Origin of the sequence: Mixta sp. Marseille-Q2659 (assembly GCF_940807255.1) — a bacterium.
Classification (GTDB): domain Bacteria; phylum Pseudomonadota; class Gammaproteobacteria; order Enterobacterales; family Enterobacteriaceae; genus Mixta.
On sequence record NZ_CALNWY010000026.1, the window covers coordinates 32,824 to 53,733 of the forward strand.

The 20,910-nt window shown below is 53.6% G+C and carries 21 protein-coding genes and 2 pseudogenes; all 23 read left to right on the top strand.

Annotation, left to right across the window (positions count from 1 at the left end):
• Nucleotides 1-42 precede the first annotated feature (42 nt).
• The 23 genes and pseudogenes from P3C52_RS16210 (at nt 43) to P3C52_RS16320 (ending at nt 20,898) form a co-directional block, all read left to right on the top strand.
• A complete protein-coding gene (locus tag P3C52_RS16210) occupies nt 43-456 on the top strand; it encodes a DNA polymerase III subunit psi (protein ID WP_275555984.1) in 414 nt (137 codons plus the stop codon).
• Complete coding sequence (gene rimI, locus P3C52_RS16215; RefSeq protein ID WP_275555985.1) at nt 425-865, top strand: ribosomal protein S18-alanine N-acetyltransferase; 441 nt, start codon at nt 425-427, stop codon at nt 863-865. Before P3C52_RS16210 ends, rimI begins: the two co-directional genes overlap by 32 nt.
• 47 nt (nt 866-912) lie before the next feature.
• A complete protein-coding gene (gene yjjG / locus P3C52_RS16220) occupies nt 913-1,593 on the top strand; it encodes a pyrimidine 5'-nucleotidase (RefSeq protein WP_275555986.1) in 681 nt (226 codons plus the stop codon).
• 897 nt (nt 1,594-2,490) lie between these two features.
• Nucleotides 2,491-2,991, top strand: a complete 501-nt coding sequence (locus P3C52_RS16225) for an SH3 domain-containing protein (protein WP_275556010.1) — start codon at nt 2,491-2,493, stop codon at nt 2,989-2,991.
• 24 nt (nt 2,992-3,015) lie between these two features.
• Complete coding sequence (tssJ, locus tag P3C52_RS16230) at nt 3,016-3,537, top strand: type VI secretion system lipoprotein TssJ (RefSeq protein WP_275555987.1); 522 nt, start codon at nt 3,016-3,018, stop codon at nt 3,535-3,537.
• Nucleotides 3,538-3,549: 12 nt separating this feature from the next.
• Nucleotides 3,550-4,893, top strand: coding sequence for a type VI secretion system baseplate subunit TssK (tssK, locus tag P3C52_RS16235; RefSeq protein WP_275555988.1), 1,344 nt, complete (start codon nt 3,550-3,552; stop codon nt 4,891-4,893).
• Between the two features lie 22 nt (nt 4,894-4,915).
• Entirely contained in the window at nt 4,916-6,154 is a 1,239-nt protein-coding gene (locus P3C52_RS16240) for a DotU family type VI secretion system protein (RefSeq protein WP_275555989.1), read from the top strand.
• Nucleotides 6,155-6,157: 3 nt separating this feature from the next.
• Nucleotides 6,158-9,773: pseudogene (gene tssM / locus P3C52_RS16245) on the top strand (type VI secretion system membrane subunit TssM).
• 16 nt (nt 9,774-9,789) lie between these two features.
• Entirely contained in the window at nt 9,790-10,500 is a 711-nt protein-coding gene (gene tagF, locus P3C52_RS16250) for a type VI secretion system-associated protein TagF (protein WP_275555990.1), read from the top strand.
• A 20-nt stretch (nt 10,501-10,520) separates the two neighbouring features.
• On the top strand, nt 10,521-11,534 hold the full coding sequence (tssA, locus tag P3C52_RS16255; protein ID WP_275555991.1) for a type VI secretion system protein TssA: 1,014 nt from the start codon (nt 10,521-10,523) through the stop codon (nt 11,532-11,534).
• Between the two features lie 67 nt (nt 11,535-11,601).
• Nucleotides 11,602-12,129, top strand: coding sequence for a type VI secretion system contractile sheath small subunit (gene tssB / locus P3C52_RS16260; RefSeq protein WP_275555992.1), 528 nt, complete (start codon nt 11,602-11,604; stop codon nt 12,127-12,129).
• Nucleotides 12,130-12,131: 2 nt separating this feature from the next.
• Nucleotides 12,132-13,631, top strand: a complete 1,500-nt coding sequence (gene tssC, locus P3C52_RS16265; RefSeq protein WP_275555993.1) for a type VI secretion system contractile sheath large subunit — start codon at nt 12,132-12,134, stop codon at nt 13,629-13,631.
• Nucleotides 13,632-13,708: 77 nt separating this feature from the next.
• On the top strand, nt 13,709-14,107 hold the full coding sequence (locus P3C52_RS16270) for a lysozyme inhibitor LprI family protein (protein WP_275555994.1): 399 nt from the start codon (nt 13,709-13,711) through the stop codon (nt 14,105-14,107).
• Between the two features lie 215 nt (nt 14,108-14,322).
• Entirely contained in the window at nt 14,323-14,805 is a 483-nt protein-coding gene (locus P3C52_RS16275; RefSeq protein ID WP_275555995.1) for a type VI secretion system tube protein Hcp, read from the top strand.
• Between the two features lie 101 nt (nt 14,806-14,906).
• Nucleotides 14,907-15,263 (top strand): peptidoglycan-binding domain-containing protein, encoded by a 357-nt coding sequence (locus P3C52_RS16280; protein ID WP_275555996.1) that lies wholly within the window; start codon nt 14,907-14,909, stop codon nt 15,261-15,263.
• Between the two features lie 12 nt (nt 15,264-15,275).
• Nucleotides 15,276-15,710: a lysozyme gene (locus P3C52_RS16285; RefSeq protein ID WP_275555997.1), complete on the top strand. Its 435-nt coding sequence runs from the start codon at nt 15,276-15,278 to the stop codon at nt 15,708-15,710.
• Nucleotides 15,711-15,734: 24 nt separating this feature from the next.
• Nucleotides 15,735-16,106, top strand: coding sequence for a hypothetical protein (locus tag P3C52_RS16290; protein WP_275555998.1), 372 nt, complete (start codon nt 15,735-15,737; stop codon nt 16,104-16,106).
• Between the two features lie 144 nt (nt 16,107-16,250).
• Nucleotides 16,251-16,793 (top strand): hypothetical protein, encoded by a 543-nt coding sequence (locus tag P3C52_RS16295; RefSeq protein WP_275555999.1) that lies wholly within the window; start codon nt 16,251-16,253, stop codon nt 16,791-16,793.
• The gene (locus P3C52_RS16300) at nt 16,790-17,188 is read left to right on the top strand and encodes a putative T6SS immunity periplasmic lipoprotein (protein ID WP_275556000.1); all 399 of its coding nucleotides are present in this window, start codon (nt 16,790-16,792) and stop codon (nt 17,186-17,188) included. The genes P3C52_RS16295 and P3C52_RS16300 overlap by 4 nt, the downstream gene beginning before the upstream one ends.
• 136 nt (nt 17,189-17,324) lie before the next feature.
• A complete protein-coding gene (locus P3C52_RS16305) occupies nt 17,325-17,456 on the top strand; it encodes a T6SS effector amidase Tae4 family protein (RefSeq protein ID WP_275556011.1) in 132 nt (43 codons plus the stop codon).
• A 40-nt stretch (nt 17,457-17,496) separates the two neighbouring features.
• Nucleotides 17,497-17,813 (top strand): annotated as a pseudogene (locus P3C52_RS16310) (T6SS amidase immunity protein Tai4 family protein).
• A gap of 254 nt (nt 17,814-18,067) precedes the next feature.
• On the top strand, nt 18,068-20,104 hold the full coding sequence (gene tagH, locus P3C52_RS16315; RefSeq protein ID WP_275556001.1) for a type VI secretion system-associated FHA domain protein TagH: 2,037 nt from the start codon (nt 18,068-18,070) through the stop codon (nt 20,102-20,104).
• Nucleotides 20,104-20,898, top strand: a complete 795-nt coding sequence (locus P3C52_RS16320; RefSeq protein ID WP_275556002.1) for a protein phosphatase 2C domain-containing protein — start codon at nt 20,104-20,106, stop codon at nt 20,896-20,898. Before tagH ends, P3C52_RS16320 begins: the two co-directional genes overlap by 1 nt.
• Nucleotides 20,899-20,910: the final 12 nt, after the last annotated feature.

Consider the following 20,910-nt stretch of genomic DNA (forward strand, 5'->3'; position numbering starts at 1 on the left):
GCTAGCATAGCGGCGCATTATAAGGGCGTAACGGGAATTTCTATGTCATCCAGACGTGACTGGCTACTACAGCAAATGGGCATTACGCAGTATAAGCTGCGGCGTCCGCGCGCCTTACAGGGCGAAATTGCCATTACGCTGCCGCCGGATACGCGCCTGCTGATTGTGGCGGATATTCCTCCCTCTACTGATGATCCTTTAATTAGCGACGTGCTGCGCGCGTTGGCGATAACGCCGCAACAGGTGGTCAGCGTGACGCCGGATCAGCTGGCGATGTTACCGCCCGATCGCGCCTGCGCCAGCTGGCGGCTGGGAACCGAGGCGCCGGTCGCCCAGCAGGGCCCAAAACTTTCCACGCCGCCGCTTGAGGCGCTCTATTTTGACGCCGGGGCGAAGCGCGCGCTCTGGCAACAGATTTGTGAATATGACCTCGATCTCTTTACTCACCCCGCATGATCTTCCGCAGGCGTTGGCCATTGAGCAACGCAGCCATGCCTTCCCCTGGTCGGAAGCGACTTTTGCCAGCAATCAGGGCGAACGCTACCTTAACTATCGGCTGGATGTGGATAACCGGATGGCCGCTTTCGCGATTACCCAATGGGTGCTGGATGAAGCCACGCTATTTAATATTGCGGTCGATCCGGCGTATCAGCGTCAGGGGCTGGGCAAAACGCTGCTGAATCACCTGATTGCCGAGCTTCAGCAACGCGATATTTTCACCCTGTGGCTGGAGGTTCGCGCCTCCAACCATGCGGCGATCGCGCTTTATGAACAGACCGGTTTTAATGAAGTTTCGGTGCGCCGAAACTATTATCCGGCAACGCACGGCAGGGAAGACGCGCTGATTATGGCGCTCAGCCTGTAAGGGCCGCTTCCCGGCGTTTTCCTGACGTGCCGTAACAGGAGAGAACGATGCTACAAAACTGGGACTGGATCCTTTTTGATGCTGACGACACGCTGTTTCACTTTGATGCGTTTGCAGGTTTGCAACGGCTGTTTAAAGACTACAACGTGGATTTCACCACTGATGATTACCATGAATATCAGTCGGTGAATAAACCGCTGTGGGTGGAGTATCAAAACGGGGCGATAACCGCGCTTCAGCTCCAGCATCAGCGCTTTAACGGCTGGGCGGAGAAGCTGAACGTGACGCCGGACGCGCTGAACAGCGGTTTTCTGAGCGCGATGGCGGAAGTCTGCGTTCCGCTGGAAGGCGCGGTTAACCTGATTAACGCGCTGAAAGGCAAGGTGAAAATGGGCATTATCACCAACGGCTTTACGGCGCTGCAGCAGGAGCGTTTACAGCGTACCGGCTTCCGCGATGATTTCGATCTGCTGGTGATTTCTGAGCAGGTTGGTCATGCCAAACCGCATCCGGCGATTTTTAACTATGCGCTGGAGAAAATGGGCAACCCGTCACGCGAGCGCGTGCTGATGGTCGGCGACAATCCCGACTCCGATATCCTGGGCGGCATCAACGCGGGCTTAAAAACCTGCTGGCTCAACGCAGATGGCCGGGAAAAACCGGCGGCGATCACCCCGGACTGGCAGGTCAGTTCGCTGCATGAGCTGCAATCCATTCTGTTTGCTTAAGTTTTAAAACCTCTCTTTTTTAGTCTGAAATTCTACCGAGGCGGCTTAACAGCCGCCTTTTTTACTGCCGTTTTTCTTTAATGCGAAATTTAGCTCTATTGGCTGCGGCTGGAACCGGTTCTGAAACGCCGAAAAAGCCAAAATCAGTCCCAGATCAGAAAAAAATTTTGCTGCCAGATTGGTTGTTATTTAAGCAAAAACGCTTTTTTTTGCGAGCTGAGTACAGTTTCTCTGATATTTTGCAGGAATCTTCCTATAGTAAATATTAAGAATATTCAGAATTTGTCTTACCTGCATTAAATAAACTTTACTAATGTTTAACCCTTTGCTACGCGCACGTTGAATTATCGCAAAGAGTCTGTAAACTTGCGCCAAACAGGACCGCATAAACTTAAAAAACACCGTCTCCGGGGCTTGCTTTGCAGCCACGTGCGGTAGCAATGGCAAAGTCCAATCTCAGCTTAAGGCTGAATTTTAAACACTTTTCTTTAATCTGATGCAGGCCGCCGGGGTTAGCGCGCGTAATCGCACGTGGGCAACCTTTAGCAATAGCCGCCAGAACTTTTCACCAGAGAATACCAGGAACGCAATCAGGGAGGAGCCAGAATGGTTGAGGAATATTCATTGAATCCTCATCGCCAGGATACAGCGGCTGCATTTCCGGTAACTCGTCTTTATGTAATGTTGCGCAAGTTAAACATTTGCTGCGATATAACCCGAACACATCGCCTGAATAATTTGTAAATTAAGCTTTTAGTCCGCCGGGCTGCTTTTGCGCTTTTGCTGTGCTTTTGACTGGCACGGCCGGTGATAGCTATGCCTTTAGCCCGCGGATGACGCAACGCGTCGGCTGAACCTGTTTTATTAATTACTTGAGATAACTTCATGAGGATCATGGTGAACATTCGAATCGCATTAGGTCTGCTTTTTGTATTAGTCGTTGCGGGTTGTAAGTCACCGCCGCCGGTCACTGACGACACTCTGGTGTCCAGTACCGTTGACGGCGTCACACTAACCTATCGCCATGCTATTACACCGCCGAAAACCTTCACGCCCGTTAACGAAGAATATCGCGCGCTTTATAACGCTTCGGTGATGAGCCGTCCCGACTTTGGCGGCAAGCTGGTGCGTCAGCTGGAAAACGGCCAGCCCTATACCGTGCTGGGCAGCGTGGAAAATAACTGGTTCGCCATTGCGGAAAAAGATCAGGATCAGCTGATCGGTTATGTGCCGCTGCGCGCGGTGGTGAAAAGCGAACTCTATGACGAAACCATTAAAGCCGATCAGCGTCGTAAGCGCGTGCGCGCCGCCCCAACGAAGAAAAAAACCTGTGTTGCGGTCGATGGCGACAGCAAAGCGTGTCAGAACAGCAACAGCGGCACCTGGATTATTGACTAATACGTTCTAATGGCGAAACCCATTATGAAACAACGCTCTTTTTTGCGCCTGAGTATTCAGGCGCTTTTCCTGACGGCGCTTACCTTGCTGGCAGGCTGTATGTCATCACACAGCGATCCCTCCCGTTACCGTCTGTTATTTCAGGCGCACCCACAGATCAATAACGCGGCACCGCTGAAGTTCAGGGTGCTGTTATTGAAATCGGATGCCGACTTTATGTCTGCGGATTTTTATTCGCTGCAAAACAGCGCGCAAACCGTACTGGGTAGCAACCTGCTCAATAGCGAACAGTTCTTCCTGATGCCAGGCCAGCTAACCAAAACGCTTGCCGGACAGCGCACGCCCGAAGCCCGCTATATCGGCATTATGGCGGAGTATCAGTCGCTTAATGGTAAAAAATGGCGTCTCTCGCTGCCGCTGCCAGGCGCAGATGAAGAGGAGCTGAGCGGCGGCTGGCACAGGGAATCGGATACGTGGCAGATCGGCATCGTTGCCGATAACGGCGGCGTACGCATCGCGAGCAAAGCAGAGTCAATGCCTGAATAACGGAAAGCCATTATGAACAAAGCAGAAAAGGTGGTTTGGAGCGAAGGCATGTTCCTGCGCCCGCATCACTTTCAGCAGTCGGAAAGCTACCTGCAAAGCAACCTGCGCGACTGGGGCGCCGTTCAGCGCCCTTACCTGTGGGGATTTACCGATCTGGAGTTTGACGAGGCGATGCTGCGTCAGGGCAAAATCGCCCTGAGCGCCGCCAGCGGTCTGCTGCCGGACGGTACGCCTTTCTCCTTTCTTGATGCGCGCCAGGCGCCCGCGCCGCTGGAGATTGCCGATAGCCAAAGTAACGTCAAGGTCGTGCTGGCGCTGCCTGCGCGCCGGGACGGACGTGAAGAGGTGATCTTTAGCGAGGCCGCTGATTCGCTGGCGCGCTATCTGAGCTTCGAACGCGAAGTGGATGATTACAATGCCGTGGCCGTCGGCCCGGCGGCGGTGCAGTTTGGCAAACTGCGGCTGCGGCTGATGCTGGAAAGCGAGCTGACCGCCGAGTGGACCGCTATCGGCGTGGCGCGCGTGATTGAAAAGCGCAACGACAGGCAGCTGCGTCTCGATGCGAGCTATATCCCGCCGATGCTCAATGCAATTAACCATCCACAACTCTTTGATTACCTGAATGATATGCACGGTCTGCTGGCGCAGCGCAGCCAGCAGATCGGTCAGCGTTTACAGCAGCCGGGCCGCTTTAACAGCGCAGAAATGCTCGATTTCACGCTGTTGACGCTGATTAACCAGCAGCTGGGGCTGGTCTCGCACCTAAAAAATCTGCCGTTACTGCATCCTGAAGCGCTGTTTGCGCACTGGCTGGCGTTCGCCTGCCAGCTCGCCAGCTGGACACCGCAGCGCTCGCCGGACGCCGCGCTGCCGATCTATGACCACGACGATATTGCCCGCAGCTTTAGCAAACTGATGCTGATGCTGCGCCAGGGGCTGTCGCAGGTGATGGAGGAGAGCGCGATTCAGCTACCGCTGACCGAACGTTCTCACGGCCTGAACGTGGCGACGGTGCCGGAAGCATCGATGGTGCGTGAATTTGGCTTTGTACTCGCGGTACGCGCCAATGTGCCGGGCGAGGCGCTGCAAACCCACTTCCCGGCCCAGATGAAAATTGCGCCGGTTACGAAAATTCGCGATCTGGTGCAGCTTCAGTTGCCGGGCATGATGCTACGCGCGATGCCAACCGCGCCGCCGCAGATCCCCTGGCACGCGGGCTACAGCTATTTCGAACTGGAGAAAGGCGGAGAGCTATGGAAAGAGATGGAAAGATCGGGCGCGTTTGCGCTTCATCTGGCCGGTGAATTTCCCGGTCTTGATATGGAGTTCTGGGCTATTCGCAGCCAGTCCGTCTGAAACGTTAGAATGAGCGCTCACCATGCAGGAACGACAATTCACCGGCAGCGATGCCGCTTTTTCCGGCGCGGGCAGCAATAATCCGCTGGTCGCCGCCGCGAACCCTTTGCTTAATGCGATTCCCCAGATCCGTCACTCCGTGACGCATGACGATCCGGCTGGGCTGCGTCAGCGGCTTATCGATCAGGTGCGGCATTTTGAAAAGAACAGCCAGCGTGCGGGCCTGCCTTATGAGGTGATTGTCGGCGCACGCTACTGTCTCTGTACCGCGCTGGATGAGGCGGCGGCGCTGACGCCGTGGGGAAGCCGTGGTGTCTGGCCCGGCAGCGGCCTGCTGGTGACCTTTCATAACGAAACCTGGGGCGGCGAGAAATTTTTCCAGCTGCTGGCGAAGCTGTCGCAAAACCCGCGCGAGCATATTCTGCTGCTGGAGCTGATTAACTATTGCCTGCTGCTGGGATTCGAAGGGCGCTATCGCGTACTGGACAATGGCCGCTCGCAGCTGGAAACCATTAAGCAGCGCCTGCTGCAGATGATTCGCGGCGTGCGCGGCGGCTATCCGTTGCCGCTGTCGCCGCACCCGGAAGATCAGCCGGTTATCCGCAAAATGTGGCGTCCGATGGTGCCGCTGTGGGCCTGCGCGGCGCTGGCCGGTTTTATCGCCTGTCTGCTCTACATCATTCTTAACTGGCGGCTGGGCGACGTAACCAGTCCGGTGCTGGCCTCGATTTATCAAACACCGTTGCCGGAAGTGACCATTCACAATCCCGCGCTGCGCGCGCCTGCGGTGCTGAACCTGCGCGCTTTCCTGCGACCGGAAATAGAGCAGGGGCTGGTGGCGGTGCGCGATGAAGCGGATCAAAGCGTCGTCACGCTGAAAGGCGACGGCCTGTTTGCATCAGCCTCCACCGACGTGCGCGGCCGCTATGAAGCGGTCATCGATCGCATCGCTCAGGCGATGGATAACGTCAGCGGAAAAATTCTGGTTATCGGCTACAGCGACAACGTGCCGATCCGCAGCGCCCGCTTCGCTTCTAACTATGAGCTATCGCTGGCGCGCGCACGGTCGGTTCAGGAGAGGCTGCAACAACATCTGTCGCAACCTGAACGCGCGAAGGCGGAAGGCCGCGGCGAAAATAATCCGCTGGTACCGAACACCACCGCTGAAAACCGCGCCCGCAACCGCCGGGTGGAAATCATACTGTTAGTTTCGCCGGAGAATACGCGGGCGGAGCTGAATGGACTACAGCAAGGGAACTAACGGATGCTGAACATACTGTTTTCCATTATCACCAGCCGCCTGATGTGGGGATTCGTCGGCATCACCGCGCTCTCTTTTATTATCTGGGTGATTGGCCCGGTTTTTTCTATCGTTGATTCGCGCCCGCTGGAATCCGAGCAGAACCGCCTGATCAGCATCGGCCTGCTCTATCTGGTCTGGGGGCTGAGCAATCTGGTGCCGCGTCTCTATAACGGCTGGATTAACCGCAAGCTGATGGGCAGCCTGAGCAGCGAATCTGCGGCGGACGGCAGCGATCGCAAACGGCTGACCAACGAAGAACAGGTGCTGGCCGAACGTTTTGATGAGGCGTCGCAGTTGTTAAAGAAAGCGCATTTCAATCGCGCAGGGCGGCGTAATCCTTTCTGGGCGCAGCGCTTCAGCCGCCAGTATCTTTATCAGCTGCCGTGGTATGTGATTATCGGCGCGCCGGGCGCAGGCAAAACCACCGCGCTGGTTAACTCCGGCCTGCAATTTCCGCTGGCGGATCGCTTCGGCAAAACCGCGTTGCGCGGTATCGGCGGCACCCGCAACTGCGACTGGTGGTTTACCAACGAAGCGGTGCTGCTGGATACCGCCGGACGCTATACCACGCAGGAAAGCCAGCAGGCGCAGGACGCCAGCGAATGGCAGAAATTTGTCGATCTGCTGCGTAAATATCGTGGCCGCCAGCCGATCAACGGCGTCATCGTCACCGTCAGCGTTTCCGATTTGCTGACGCAGTCGGCGGAAGCGGCCCAGCAGCAGGCGATCAACCTGCGTCAACGTCTGATGGAGCTGCATGAACAGCTCGGCATCCGTTTTCCGGTCTATGTGCTGGTGACCAAGGCGGATCTGCTTAAAGGCTTTCGCGCTTACTTCGCGCAACTGGATAAGACCCAGCGCGAGCAGATTTGGGGCTTTACCTTTCCGTGGGAGCGGGCAAAGCTGGCCGATTTCGACTTAGCCAGCGCCTTTACGCAGGAGTATGCGCTGCTGCAACAGCGGCTGGATGCTGGCCTGGCGGATACGCTGATTATGGAAAGCGACGCGCAGGCGCGGGCGGAAAGTTACCTGTTCCCGCAGGAATTTGCCGCGCTGCGTCCGCTGCTGGCGGACTACCTCAACACCGTTTTCGCCCGTTCTAACTTCGAAACCCAGTTCTCGCCGCGCGGCATCTATTTCGCCAGCGGCACCCAGGAAGGGCTGCCGTTTGACCGCGTAATGGGTGAGCTGAGCCGCGCGCTGCATCTGCCGCAGGCGGGCGAGCAGGGCCACAGCGGCGCCTGGAACAGCGTCGATAAAGACGCGCCGATCCCGGCGGCGAAAGGGCAAAGCTTCTTTCTGAAGGATCTGCTGACCAATGTCATCTTCCAGGAAGCGGGACTGGCGGGCAGCAACCGCTGGTGGGAGCTGCGCAACCGTGCCGCGCTCTGGTCAGGTTATGCCGCGCTGCTGGCGCTGCTGGCCATCGTATCGGCGCTGTGGCTGACCAGCTACGGTAACAACAAAAGCTATTTGCGCGACGTGCAGGCGAAAGTGCCGAACGTCGAGGCGCAGAGTAAAAAACTGCAGGCCAGTGGCGAAAGCGATCTTTTTGCGCTGCTGCCGTTTCTGGATAGCGTGCTGGCGCTGCCGGAAAGCAAAGCATTTGACCTGAACGATCCGCCGGTCACGCGCCGTATGGGACTCTATCGCGGTGAGGAGGTCAGCGACGCCAGCCAGACGCTTTATCAAAAGTCGCTGAAACAGCTGCTGTTGCCGCAGGTCGCTCAGCTGATTACCCGCTGGCTGCGCAACGATAACGGCAGCGATGCGGACTACAGCTACGAAGCGCTGAAAGCCTATCAGATGCTCTATCAGCCGCAGCACTACGACGGCAAATTTCTCCATGCATGGGTGATGCTCAACGTGCGCCGCAACCTGCCGCAGAATATCGCCCGCTCGCAGATTAGCCAGCTGGATCGCCATCTGGCGCAGCTGCTGGAAACGCAGATTCAGGCGTCGCCCTATGCGCGGGATGATGCGCTGGTAAAGCGCGAGCAGGCGCTGATTAATCAGATGCCGCTGTCTGGCCGCGTTTATGGCCGCCTCAGACGCCTGCTGGAACAGGATGAAAATCTGCCCTCGGTTTCGCTTGTTGACCTGGGCGGCCCGCAGAGTGAGTTAGTGTTTACTCGCAAAAGTGGTAAACCACTGAGCGACACCATTTCCGGCCTCTATACGCCGGATGGCTACTGGAACGCCTTCAGTAAAAATATCGAGCCGGTAACGGCGACGCTGCATCAGGATGACGTTTGGGTTCTCGGCGGCGCGGCGGCGGATGAAGATAAGGCGCAAACTGATAACGCGGTGCGCCAGCTCTACGTTAATGACTTTATCCGTCAGTGGGATGCGCTGTTGAGCGATATTCAGCTGAATAACAACGCCGATCTGTCGCAGCGCATCAACAGCGCGCGCCTGCTTTCCGGCAACAGTTCGCCTTTGCGTAAGCTGGTTATCAACCTCAGCCATTATCTGATGCTGGAACGCCTGCCAGCGGAGAAAGATCCGCAGCAAAGAGAGCAGGGCAACAGCGCAACCCGCACGCTGGAAGCGCTGTTCCGCTCGCGCCAGCCTGCGCAGACGGCGGCGGCGCAACAGCAAACGCCGGAGCAGCGCGTTACCGAGCATTACGCACCGGTTCTGGAGCTGGCGCAGCCGCTGGAGCAGGGCGGCAAAACCATTATGTTTGATGATTTTCTCAGGCAGATTGATGAGCTGTATCGCTATCTGACGGCAGTACAGGATGCGGCCAACAGCGGTATGCCGCCGCCGCCGGGCGAGGCGATCGGGCGGCTGCAGGCCAGCGCCGGAAGGTTGCCGGGCTCGCTGCAAAATATGTTTACCAACCGCGGTAGGCGCCAGCAGCGATGCCCAGCGGCGTGATATGGAGAACGTGCGTAAGCGCATTAACGTTGAAGTGGGCAGCTTCTGTCGTCAGGCGATTGCCGGTCGCTATCCGCTAACGCGTTCGGCGCGCAGCGAGGTGACGCCGGATGACCTGGCGCGCATGTTTGCGCCCGGTACCGGCTTAATGGATAGCTTCTTCCGCGATAACCTGGCGACCAAAGTGGATACCACCCATTCGGGCTGGCGCTTTATGCCGGGCATCGATGGCAAAAGTTTGCCGGGCGGCGAAGGGCTGCTGCGTCCGTTCCAGCAGGCACAAAGCATTCGCGACGCCTTCTTCGCCAACGGCGCAACCACGCCGTCGTTCCGCGTCACCATCCGCACGGTGCGCATGGATAACGATATTCTTAACCTGACGTTGGATGTGGATGGGCAGCTGCTGCGTTACAGCCACGGCCCGCAGGCGGTACAGCTGATGAGCTGGCCGGGCAGCGGCGGCACGCGCCAGGTGCGTATGCAACTGGGGCTGGTGGATGGCACCACCTCCACCCTGGTCACCAACGGTGCCTGGGCGCTGAACCGCTTTTTCGATCGCGCACAGCTGACGGCAGGCGGCAACAGCCTCAGCCGTCAGGCCACCTTCAATGTCGATGGTCATCGCGTCACGCTGGAATTTACGCCGAACAGTATTCGGAACCCGTTCCAGCTTCCCGGTTTCGCATGCCCATAACCGCAAGGAAATGATAATGAGCCACTATCCTGCGATTGGCTGGTACGGCAAATTGCCCAGCGCCGGTGACTTCTTACAGCGTCGTTTTCCCGAAGCGTTAACGCGCCAGTGGACGCACTGGTTTCAGGTTGGGCTGCTGAACTGGCAGAAGAATGAAGAACAGCGCGCGGGCGAGCCGCAACGGTTCGCAAAAGCGCCGGTCTGGAACTTTGTTGTACCGCCGATGCTCGGCAGCCAGCTGGTACAGATGGGCTGCCTGCTGCCCGCGCGCGACAGCGTGGGCCGCCAGTATCCGATTTGCGCCCAGTTCAGCTTCACGCCTGCCGAATGGTCAACGGGCCGCCTGGCGATGGCGGGCGAATGGTATCAGCAACTGGGGCGCACGCTATTGCATGCGGTGCAGAACGGGTTTTCCGCCGAGCAGCTTGACCAGGCGCTGCTGGCGATCCCGGCGCCGCAGGCGCCTGGCGCGGTATCGCGCTCCGATATTCTGGATGTGATCGGCTATGGCGACGACACCAGCAACCTGAGCTGGCAGCAGGTTGCCGACTGTTTCGATCCGCAGCGCTATACCAGCTTCTGGTGGACCAACCAGGCGGACGGCTATCCGCTTTATACCCATCTGCACAGCGGCAACTTTACCGGCCAGCTTTTTTCGCTGCTGTTCGATCCGGCTGGCGGCGCGAGGCCGGGCCGACATGGGCTTTATCCGCCGATGTTTGAATAATCTTCGAGGTGAGAATAGCGATGAATATCGATGCGTTACTGGCGCCGGTCAGCGGTGAAAAACCGTGCGGGGAAAACCTGGAGTATGACGCCGATTATATGGCGATGAGCCAGGCGAGCGAAGGAAAGGCGGAGCAGCAGTTTGGCGATACCATTATTCCCGCCGAACCTGCTGACTGGAACAAAGTGGAGAAGCTGGCGACCAGCCTGCTCGGCCGCACCAAAGACCTGCGCGTGATGTTAGCACTTACTCACGCCTGGACGCAGATGAAAGGGCTGCCGGGCTACGCCAGCGGCCTTAAGCTGATTCAGCAGGCATTGCTGCTCTACTGGGAACCGCTCTGGCCGCAGCTGGAAGAAGATGGCGAACGCGATCCCTTTTACCGCATTAACGCGCTGGCGGCGCTGGGCGATAAATCCGCGCTGACCGCCGCGCTGCGTCAGGCTCCGCTGCTGCGCACTGCCGCCGATCAGATCTCGCTGCGTGATGCCTGTGCGCTGCTGGACGGCAGCAAAACCGAAGTTGCCGACTATCCCGGTGGCCGTCCGCGTCTGAATGATGAACTGGCACGCGCAGATCAACCCGGCGTTGAAGCGGTTTTGCAGATAAGTGAGCGTTTGCAAACTATCCGCGAAACCCTGGTCGAGCATCTGGGCGAAAGTGGTGTGCCGGAGATGGTACAGCTGCAAAAAACGATCAATCTGGTGGCGCAAGCTTGCCAGGCAACCGACTTAAGCGCGCTGGTGCCGGAGAGTCAGCATGCCGCTTCATCTGGCGACGAAGCACCGACGCCCGCCACACCGGCGCGTACGCATACCGACTGGCGCAACAGCGAAATTACCTCGCGCGCTGAGGCGCAACTGATGCTGGAGAAGGTGAAAAACTATTTTTCCCGTTACGAACCCAGCCATCCGGCGCCGTTGATGATTGACCGCGTCCAGCGCGTTATCGAACTCGATTTTATGGAAATCATTCGCGACCTGGCGCCCGATGGCGTCCATCAGCTGGAAAACATTTTTGGCCGCCGCGACTAAGCCGCGTCCCTTTCTACGGCAGCGTGCCCGCTGCTGACTTTACCGCGCATATCCGATGGAGAACATCATGGCACCGACAAAATCCAGTGGGCAGAAATTTATCGCCCGTAACCGCGCACCGCGCGTACAGATTGAATACGATGTGGAAATTTATGGCGCAGAACGCAAAATTCAGCTGCCGTTTGTGATGGGCGTCATGGCCGATCTGGTGGGCAAACCAGTCGCTCCGCAGCCGGGCGTCGACGAGCGTAAATTCCTTGAAATCGATATTGATAACTTCGACGAGCGCATGAAAGCGCTGAAGCCGCGCGTCGCTTTCCAGGCGGAAAATACGCTGACCGGCGAAGGCCGTCTGAATGTCGATCTGACTTTTGAAAGCATGGACGATTTCTCGCCGGATGCGGTCGCGCGCAAGGTGGAGCCGCTCAACAAGCTGCTGGAGGCGCGTACTCAACTAGCTAACCTGCTGACCTATATGGATGGCAAAAATGGTGCGGAAGCATTGATCGGCAAAATCCTGCAGGATCCGACGCTGCTGAAATCGCTGGGCCATCTGCCGAAATCTGAAGAAACCGCCAAAGGTGATGAGGAATAACCATGAGCAATCCATCACAGCAACCGTTACAACAGGGACAGCAGGCCTGGGATCAGGATGAGTTCAGCGCGCTGTTGAATAAAGAGTTTCGTCCAAAGAGCGACCAGGCGCGCGCGGCGGTAGAAAGCGCAGTCAAAACGCTGGCGCAACAGGCGCTGGAAAACAGCGTAACCGTCTCTGACGACGCTTATCGCACCATCCAGGCACTGATTGCCGAGATTGATGAGAAGCTGTCGCATCAGGTGAACCAGATTATTCACCACGAAGATTTTCAGAAGCTGGAAGGCGCATGGCGCGGCCTGAGCTACCTGGTGAACAATACTGAAACCGACGAAATGCTGAAAATTCGCTTTATGAGCATTTCCAAACAGGAGCTGGGCCGCACGCTGAAACGCTACAAAGGCGTGGGCTGGGATCAGAGCCCGATTTTCAAGAAAATCTATGAAGAAGAGTATGGGCAGTTCGGCGGCGAGCCGTTTGGCTGCCTGGTCGGCGATTACTATTTTGATCACAGCCCGCAGGATGTCGAACTGCTGAGCGAAATGGCGCGCATCGGCGCGGCGGCGCACTGTCCGTTTATCGCCGGTACCGCGCCGAGCGTGATGCAGATGGAATCCTGGCAGGAGCTGGCCAACCCGCGCGATCTGACCAAAATCTTCCAGAACAGCGAATATGCCGCCTGGCGCAGCCTGCGTGAATCGGAAGATGCGCGCTATCTCGGCCTGGTGATGCCGCGTTTCCTGGCGCGTCTGCCGTATGGCATTCGCACCAATCCGGTCGACAGCTTCGATTTTGAAGAAGAGACCGACGGCGCCAGCCACGGCAATTATACCTGGACCAACGCTGCCTATGCGATGGCCGCCAATATCAACCGCTCGTTTAAAGAGTTCGGCTGGTGTACTTCAATTCGCGGCGTGGAATCGGGCGGCGCGGTAGAAAACCTGCCGTGTCACACCTTCCCAAGCGACGACGGCGGCGTGGATATGAAATGCCCGACCGAAATCGCCATCAGCGATCGTCGTGAAGCCGAGCTGGCGAAGAACGGTTTTATGCCGCTGGTGCATCGCAAAAACTCCGATTTCGCCGCCTTTATCGGCGCGCAGTCTTTGCAAAAACCGGCGGAATATCATGACGCAGACGCCACGGCAAATGCCCGCCTCGCAGCTCGTCTGCCTTATCTGTTCGCCTGCTGCCGCTTTGCCCATTATCTGAAGTGCATCGTGCGCGACAAGATCGGCTCTTTCCGCGAGCGCGAGGAGATGGAGCGCTGGCTGAACGACTGGGTGATGAACTATGTGGATGGCGATCCGGCCAACTCCTCGCAGGAAACCAAATCCCGCAAGCCGCTCGCTTCCGCCGAGGTGCTGGTAGAAGAGATTGAAGATAATCCGGGCTATTACGCCGCCAAGTTCTTCCTGCGACCGCACTACCAGCTGGAAGGCCTGACCGTTTCCCTGCGTCTGGTTTCTAAACTGCCGTCGCTGAAAACGAATGATGCGTAGCTAGCTACTTATCGGCCCCGGCGTATGAAAAATCAGAGCGGTAATGGTTTTTCATACGCCATTACGGTTTTATTACGGTGAATAAATCAATTGTTTATCTGGCCGCTGCTTTGTTTTTTATCAATATCAAAGGTTATGCCAGTGACGTTTGCCATACGGCACAGAATGAAGGCGATATTAATCTTTGCTGGTCTGAAAAAAAGAACAGCGCTGAAGATGAATTGAATAAAGAATATGCCAGCGCTAAAAAGAGGATTGCCGAATCTTACCGAGCGATTAAAAATTTGTCGGCCCAATACGATGCCATATTGGTGGACTCACAGCGCGGCTGGTTAAAATATCGTGATGGGCAATGTAAGCTTGAGGCGTTTCTCGCGGAGGATAGCTCAATTGCTCATGCTACGCTGACAGATAAATGTATTACCCGAATAGATCACGATAGAGTAGGGCAGCTTAAAAACATGCCCTATGAATAAATATGGATAGTTTTATCCGAGATGGGATAACTATTTGTGCTTTTAAATTTTTAAGACTTCAATTCGGCACATTAATATTTTGCATAGTGATTTTATTCCTGTGCAGAAACGAGGCAGAGGTAAAATATGGACTGTTTTATTCAGCCCCATGCTTTCCTGTTTGCCATATCACTGCTTTATCGCAAGCAACTTTAACCAATAAAGAGTAGATAATTATGGCTATTGATATGTTCCTGAAGGTTGACGGTGTGACCGGCGAGTCACAAGATTCTAACCATAAAGGCTGGACTGACATCACTTCGTTCTCCTGGGGTGCATCCCAGCCGGGCAACATGTCCGTTGGCGGCGGCGGCGGCGCGGGCAAAGTAAATTTCAACGATCTGCACGTAAATGCGCTGATTGATAAATCCACCACTGCGATCCTGAAGCACTGCGCCAGCGGTAAGCATCTGACTAAAGTTGAACTGTCCGTATGCAAAGCGGGCGGCCAGCAGGTTGAATATACCAAAATTACGCTGGAAGATGTGCTGGTCACTTCTGTTCAATATACCGGTACCGATAATGGCGATACTGTAGGCGTTACTTATGCCTTCCAGGCAGCCAAAGTTAAACAGCAATACTGGGAACAGACCGCGTCCGGTGGTAAAGGTGCTGAAAGCAGTGCTGGCTGGAATATCAAAGAAAATAAAGAAGTATAATTTAATGACCTCCCTTTTGGGAGGTCATTATAAAACGAAAAGTAACGAAGTGATTTTTCACTGCTGACTATTCGGGCACTATAGGATGAAAATGATAATAATTGGTAGGGTCAGTTAGGCTACATAGTGTAAATGATTCTAAAGACGTTAGAGTTATACAAGAAATTTTAGTGAAAAAGGGCTATAAAATTAGAGTGGATGGCATTTGCGGACCTAATACCATTAAGGCGATACGTAAATTCCAGCAACATTTTATGCATTCACCAGATGCAAAGGTTGATGTGTCTGGAAAAAATATAAGACACCTTCTTTCTGTGCCTGGAAAAAGAAATCAAGCTGAACCTGTACTGCCGCCATTAAATAATGCAAACCAGATAGATGATACAGGTGGCTTAAAATATAATTCTGCCGTGATGAATTTTAGTGCTAAAGGAATAGCATTATTAAAAGATTATTAAAAATTCCGTTCAATGCCTTATGATGACCAAACCGGAAGAGATATAGATCATTACGTTAAAGGGGCTACAATAAGTTATGGATACTTGATAACCAGTCCTGCAATTTTCGAAAAATATAAAAATGGTATTACACGACAAAAAGTTGAATCTTTATTTAAAGAAAAGTTATTTGAGTTTGAAAAAGCAGTAAAGAAAAGCATTAAGGTTAACCTTACTCACAATGAATATGATGCGTTAGTTATCTTATGCTACAACATAGGAAGTCATGCTGAAGGATTTCCAACTTCTAGTGTAGTGAAAATTATTAACGATGCGCTAAATGGTAGCCTTGATGATTCGTGGAAAGCCTGGCGCATAAGTCAAAACAAAATAAATTCAGGGTTGGTAAAGCGAAGACAGAAAGAATTAAATGTTTATCACAGAGATTCATATATACGTGTTGATTAATTTCTTTATAAAAAGAGGATTGTAATGAAATATGTAATCGCTGTGTTAGGTTTTCTTAGCGTATGTTTTTTGTGGCCAATTTCATCTCAGGCTCAAGAAATACATGTTTTTGAAGGCAAGAGATTTACGGCTAAAATTATTAATAATTGCCCGGAAGGTTATGTTACTTGTGAAGATGTTACTTTTTCTTCTCGAAGCAAGAAAACAGGTAAAGGTATTACCTTAAAAGGCCGAACTGTTAATCTAAACTGTCCAGAAGTATGTGATTTTCGCGGGTACGAGTTTAAGAATGGTAATTACACGTACTTACTTTTAACTAATGACTTTAATACCTGGAGCTTAAATGTTTTTGAAAGTGGAAAAGTAATAAGTTCTGATTCTGGTACTCTGGAATAAATTTTGAAGAAAGGTGCAGAAAGCAGCGCTGGCTGGAAAATCAAAGAAAATAAAGAAGTGTGTAATAACGTCCCCACCCACTCCTGTCAGGGAATTGGTGTGCATGTATGAAAGCATTTATATTAATAGTACAAGGAATCGTTCATGGTCCTGTTAAAAGAAGGAAATTCCAGAAAGCTAACATCAGGTGAAATATTGTTAGCAAAAAAAGTGTTCAGTGAAGGAATCAGGTATGAACAAGTCAGAGTGTTTAACGATAGCTATTTACCCTGGGGAATGCAGTCAAGGGAAGTTGCAATGACGCCTAATGGTAATCTCTACTTCAGACAACCTCATTATAGCGACGACTTTTCTAAGGAATATGGCAGAATACAGCACTGGTTTATTCATGAAATGGTTCATGTATTACAGCATCAAATCGGTATGAATGTAAGAATGCGCGGCGCATTTAGCTGGATAGCGTCATATAATTATTCATTGCCGCCATACAAAAAATTATCTGATTTTAATATGGAACAGCAAGCTTCGATTATCTCAGATTATTTTTGTTTAACCCATCTTGGTCTGAGCGAATTTAAAGTAATATCAACCTTTAGGGGGATCATCGGGCCAGATATAAAAGATAAATATAAGAGCGTCCTTGAGATTTTCTTGGCGAAACCTAATGATAAAAAAGCTTTCTTATGAAAATAAAAAAATATCTGTTATCTCTTATCGTATTAGTTTCAGGTTGTCATCTTGAACGACCTTTTTATCAACCGCTTTCGGTAAAGCTTGAAAAAAATCAAGTGTGTTTTATTGTATCTGATGGAAATGGTGCTGATCGGCCTCTTAAGGTTGGCTTACCTTATATTTCATGGCGTAACGGTGATGCATGGAAAACAATGTCGTTACCTGATAAATTAGCTTATGAAGAAGAGGTATTGCCAGGCGAGTGCATCTTTTTCTATGGCATAAAATGGTTACCCGGCGAGTATGACGTGGCTGTTAAAATTGGCAGTAATACCACGGAGGAAATTCGTTACGCCACGCATTTTACTCTAAGCGAGAATAGCGAAAAACGCCTTTCATTGAAAAAATAACATTGTTAATTTCTTAATCCACGCATTGGTAACGTAAAATCGAACTATTTGTTGAAAGAATATATTGGTTATGACTAAACTTTATAGTAAACCAGATAAACAGATTAAAGCTCTAACAGTGCAGAGTTTTGAAGGAATGAATGGGATTCTCATTTTCACGGTAAATAGCTGGAGTGATGCAAGTGGCCATGCAACACTCTGGAATGGTTATACCTGTTCCGATCACTGCTACTTCCCTTTGGCAAATAGGCTTCTATATGGTTGTTAAAATAACTCCGTTTACTTTTCTTATTCTGGCATTATTTTCAATGCAGGCTAAGACAAAAACAGAGTGTTCGCCTGAACAATATATTAAAAATTACGCCTTAAGCGTTTGTCTGGCAAAAGGCTATGATAGCAAAGACGTTAAAGATGATGCATCTGTCGCAGCGCGAGGTTATCTGGAATTTGGTGATTATTCCTTAGAAGCGCATACCGCAGTAAATAATTTGGCGGATAACTTCCTCGCAAAAAATATTCCAGTCAATCTGGCGCATCAATGATCCTGGCGAAACGTATCGACTTTTACCATAGCGAGGAATTAAATAAGCTGGTAAAGGATTTTAAAAATAAATCCGATAGCTAACAAAGATGCACATGAAGTGGCTCGTCACCATAGAAAGTTGATTAAGGCGGGCTTTGTTTTATTGATGCTTACTGGATAAAAAAGTGATGAGTAAATAATTTTACGGGATTATTAAATTTGATGCCTTTCGCATTTCGAGCATCATTCGTCCCCATTTCTCTTTTTAACGTCTTAACGTTGGTATTCAAACCCCGCCGGTTTTACTGAAACCCGCGTGGTTTGCATGCCGAATATCTCAAACGCAGGAAACCGTTATGCGCTTTACGATTATAACGAATAAGCCAGGCCATCAGCCGCCGCAGAGCAGCTGTGACTTTTTACCGCCCGGCGGCACCATCGGCCGCGGCGTCGATAACAATCTGGTGCTGCCTGATAATGACCGCACTATCTCTCGCCTTCAGGCGATCGTACATATTACTGCCGATGGCGAATGCCGCATCACCAATCGGGGCAACGTAACGCGCGTCGAGCTGAACGATATCCCGCTGGAGCGCGGTCGTCAGGTTGAGCTGCAGGACGGCGATATTCTGGGAATTGATGAGTATCGCTTGCTGGTCAACGATCTGAACGTTAGCGCGCAGCCAACAGTACAGAAAGCCGCGCCGGTTACGCGTCCGGTTGCGCCGGTTCAGACTGTGCAAAGCAATGACAGCACGGCGGCCATTCCCAGCGAAATCTGGGATAGCCTGGCGAAAGAGTTTTCGATTTCCGACAGCATCTCCACCAGCCAGATGAAGCCTGCCGCCAGCCATAACCCGTTAACCGCACCAACGACGGAAAACCGCAACCCGGAAGATCCGCTGGCGCAGTTTAAAACCACCGAGCCGCTTAATCTCGATCGCCGCAGCCAGGCGCCGGATGCGCTGTTTAATCATGACGAGCTGTTTAAATCAGAGAGCATTTTTAACGACGGCACGCCAACCACGCTGGTGCAGCCAGCGGCGGATAAAAAGGTTCAGCCGCAAACGCAGCGCGATGAACTCGATCCGCTGGCATTGTTTGGCGGAAAACCAACGCCCGCGCAGCGTAACAGCGACGATCCGCTGGGTCTGATGATGGGCGGGGCAGTGCCGCTGGTGCATCCCGATGATGAGACGAATCAGCAGCGGCCTGAACCCGTAGCGCCTGAACCGCGTTCGTCGGCAGCGGATAAATCGGATCTGTTCGGTAGCGCGGACGATCTGGCTCGATCGCCGCTGTTTAATGACGATCTGCAGCCGCGTACCAGCGAGAAGGCGACAGATGATACGGCCTCGCCGTTTGTTGATGTACGCGCCGGTGCGCAGGCAACGGACGACGCGCTGAAGGCTTCGCCGCTGTTTGCAGATAACGCGCCGCAGGCTGGCGAACAGGATGCTGATTTTAACGATGCGCTAAAAGCTGCTTCACCATCTGGCGCAGAATCCTCGCCTCGTTCTGATACGCACACAGAGGATGCGCTGAAGGCTTCACCGCTGTTTGCCGATCTGTCCGCGGACAAGCCTGGCAGCATCGAAGCCTCGCCGCTGTTTAACCAGACGCCGCCGCGTGCCGAAACGCCAGACTACGGCGGCATTACGCTGCCGACGCCGCAGACGGTACAGCGCAGCGTCACGCCGCCGCCGAAAGGGCGTTTACGCATCGATCCGGTCGCCAGCAGCAGCCAGCAGCAAACGCCTTCATCTGACGGTGAAGCCTTGCAGGGTGAACTGTTGCAGGCGCTGCTGGATGGCATGGGCCTGAACGATATGCAGCCGACGCCGCATTTCGACCGGGAAAATATGCAACAGCTGGGGCAGATGCTCGGCATGTTCTCTCAGGGCACGGTGGCGCTGCTGTCGTCGCGTTCCATCCTGAAGCGCGGCGTCAAAGCGGATATGACGGTGATCCTGGACGATGCTAACAACCCGTTCAAACTGCTGCCCTCCGGCAAAACCGTCCTGATGCAGATGTTCGGCAGCCGTATGCCGGGCTTTATGCCGCCGAAGCAGGCGGTACGCGACGCGCTGGTCGATTTGCAGGCGCACCAGTTGGGCATGATTGCTGGCATCCGCGCCATTATCGCCGCGATGCTGCAGTCGTTTAATCCGCAGCAGCTGGAAGAGGAAGCGCGCCAGGAAGGCGTCACTTCGCGCCTTTCGCTGCCGGGCAGCCGCAAGGCGGCGCTGTGGGAACACTTTAACCGTCGCTATAACGAAACGGCCGGTGAAATTGAAGATGACTTCCATACGCTGTTCGGCGAAGCCTTCCTGCACGCTTACGATATGGAAGTTAACCAGTACAAAGATTCACAGACCGCCTCGGAAGAATAATGAATATCACCATTGCCTCAATGTCGAATCAGGGCGCCCGCGAGAGCAATCAGGATCAGACAGGCGATATCGTGGGAGAGCGTTCCGCCTGCTTTGTGGTCTGTGACGGTATCGCCGGTTTTCCCGGTGGCGATATAGCCGCAACGCTGGCGCGCAACACCATTATTGAGCAGTTCGACGGCGCGGCGCACCTCGATGCGCAGCAGATCCGTCAGTACATCAATAACGCGAACCAGGCGATTCGCCAGCAGCAAAAAAGCACGCCCGATTATCGCCGGATGGGCACCACGCTGGTGAGCCTGTTTATCGATCGCGATTATCAGCTGGCTTACTGGGCGCACGCGGGTGACAGCCGCCTCTATCTGTTCCGGCGCGGCTATCTCTGGCACGTCACCACCGACCACAGCCTGATCCAGCAGATGAAGGATGCCGGTCACCAGACCGAAGGCATCAACAGCAACCTGCTCTGGTTTGCGCTGGGCATGAGCGATGACGAGCGCGACGCCAGCTACAGCGATGTCGTGCCCATTGAAGATGGCGATGCGTTTTTGCTCTGTACCGATGGCTTCTGGCACGGCGTCTCGCAGCAGCAGATGCAGCAGGCGTTGCATATGGTCAATACGCCAGAAGAGTGGCTGACGCTGATGCACCAGGCGCTAAAAAACAACGAACAGCAGTCGGCGAGCGAGCAGGATAACTACAGCGCCATGGCGGTCTGGATCGGCTCGCCGCAGGACACCACGCTGCTGCATTCTCTCTCTGAAGCGGCGCAGTTTATTCCGCTGCGCGATTAAATAAAGCAAAGG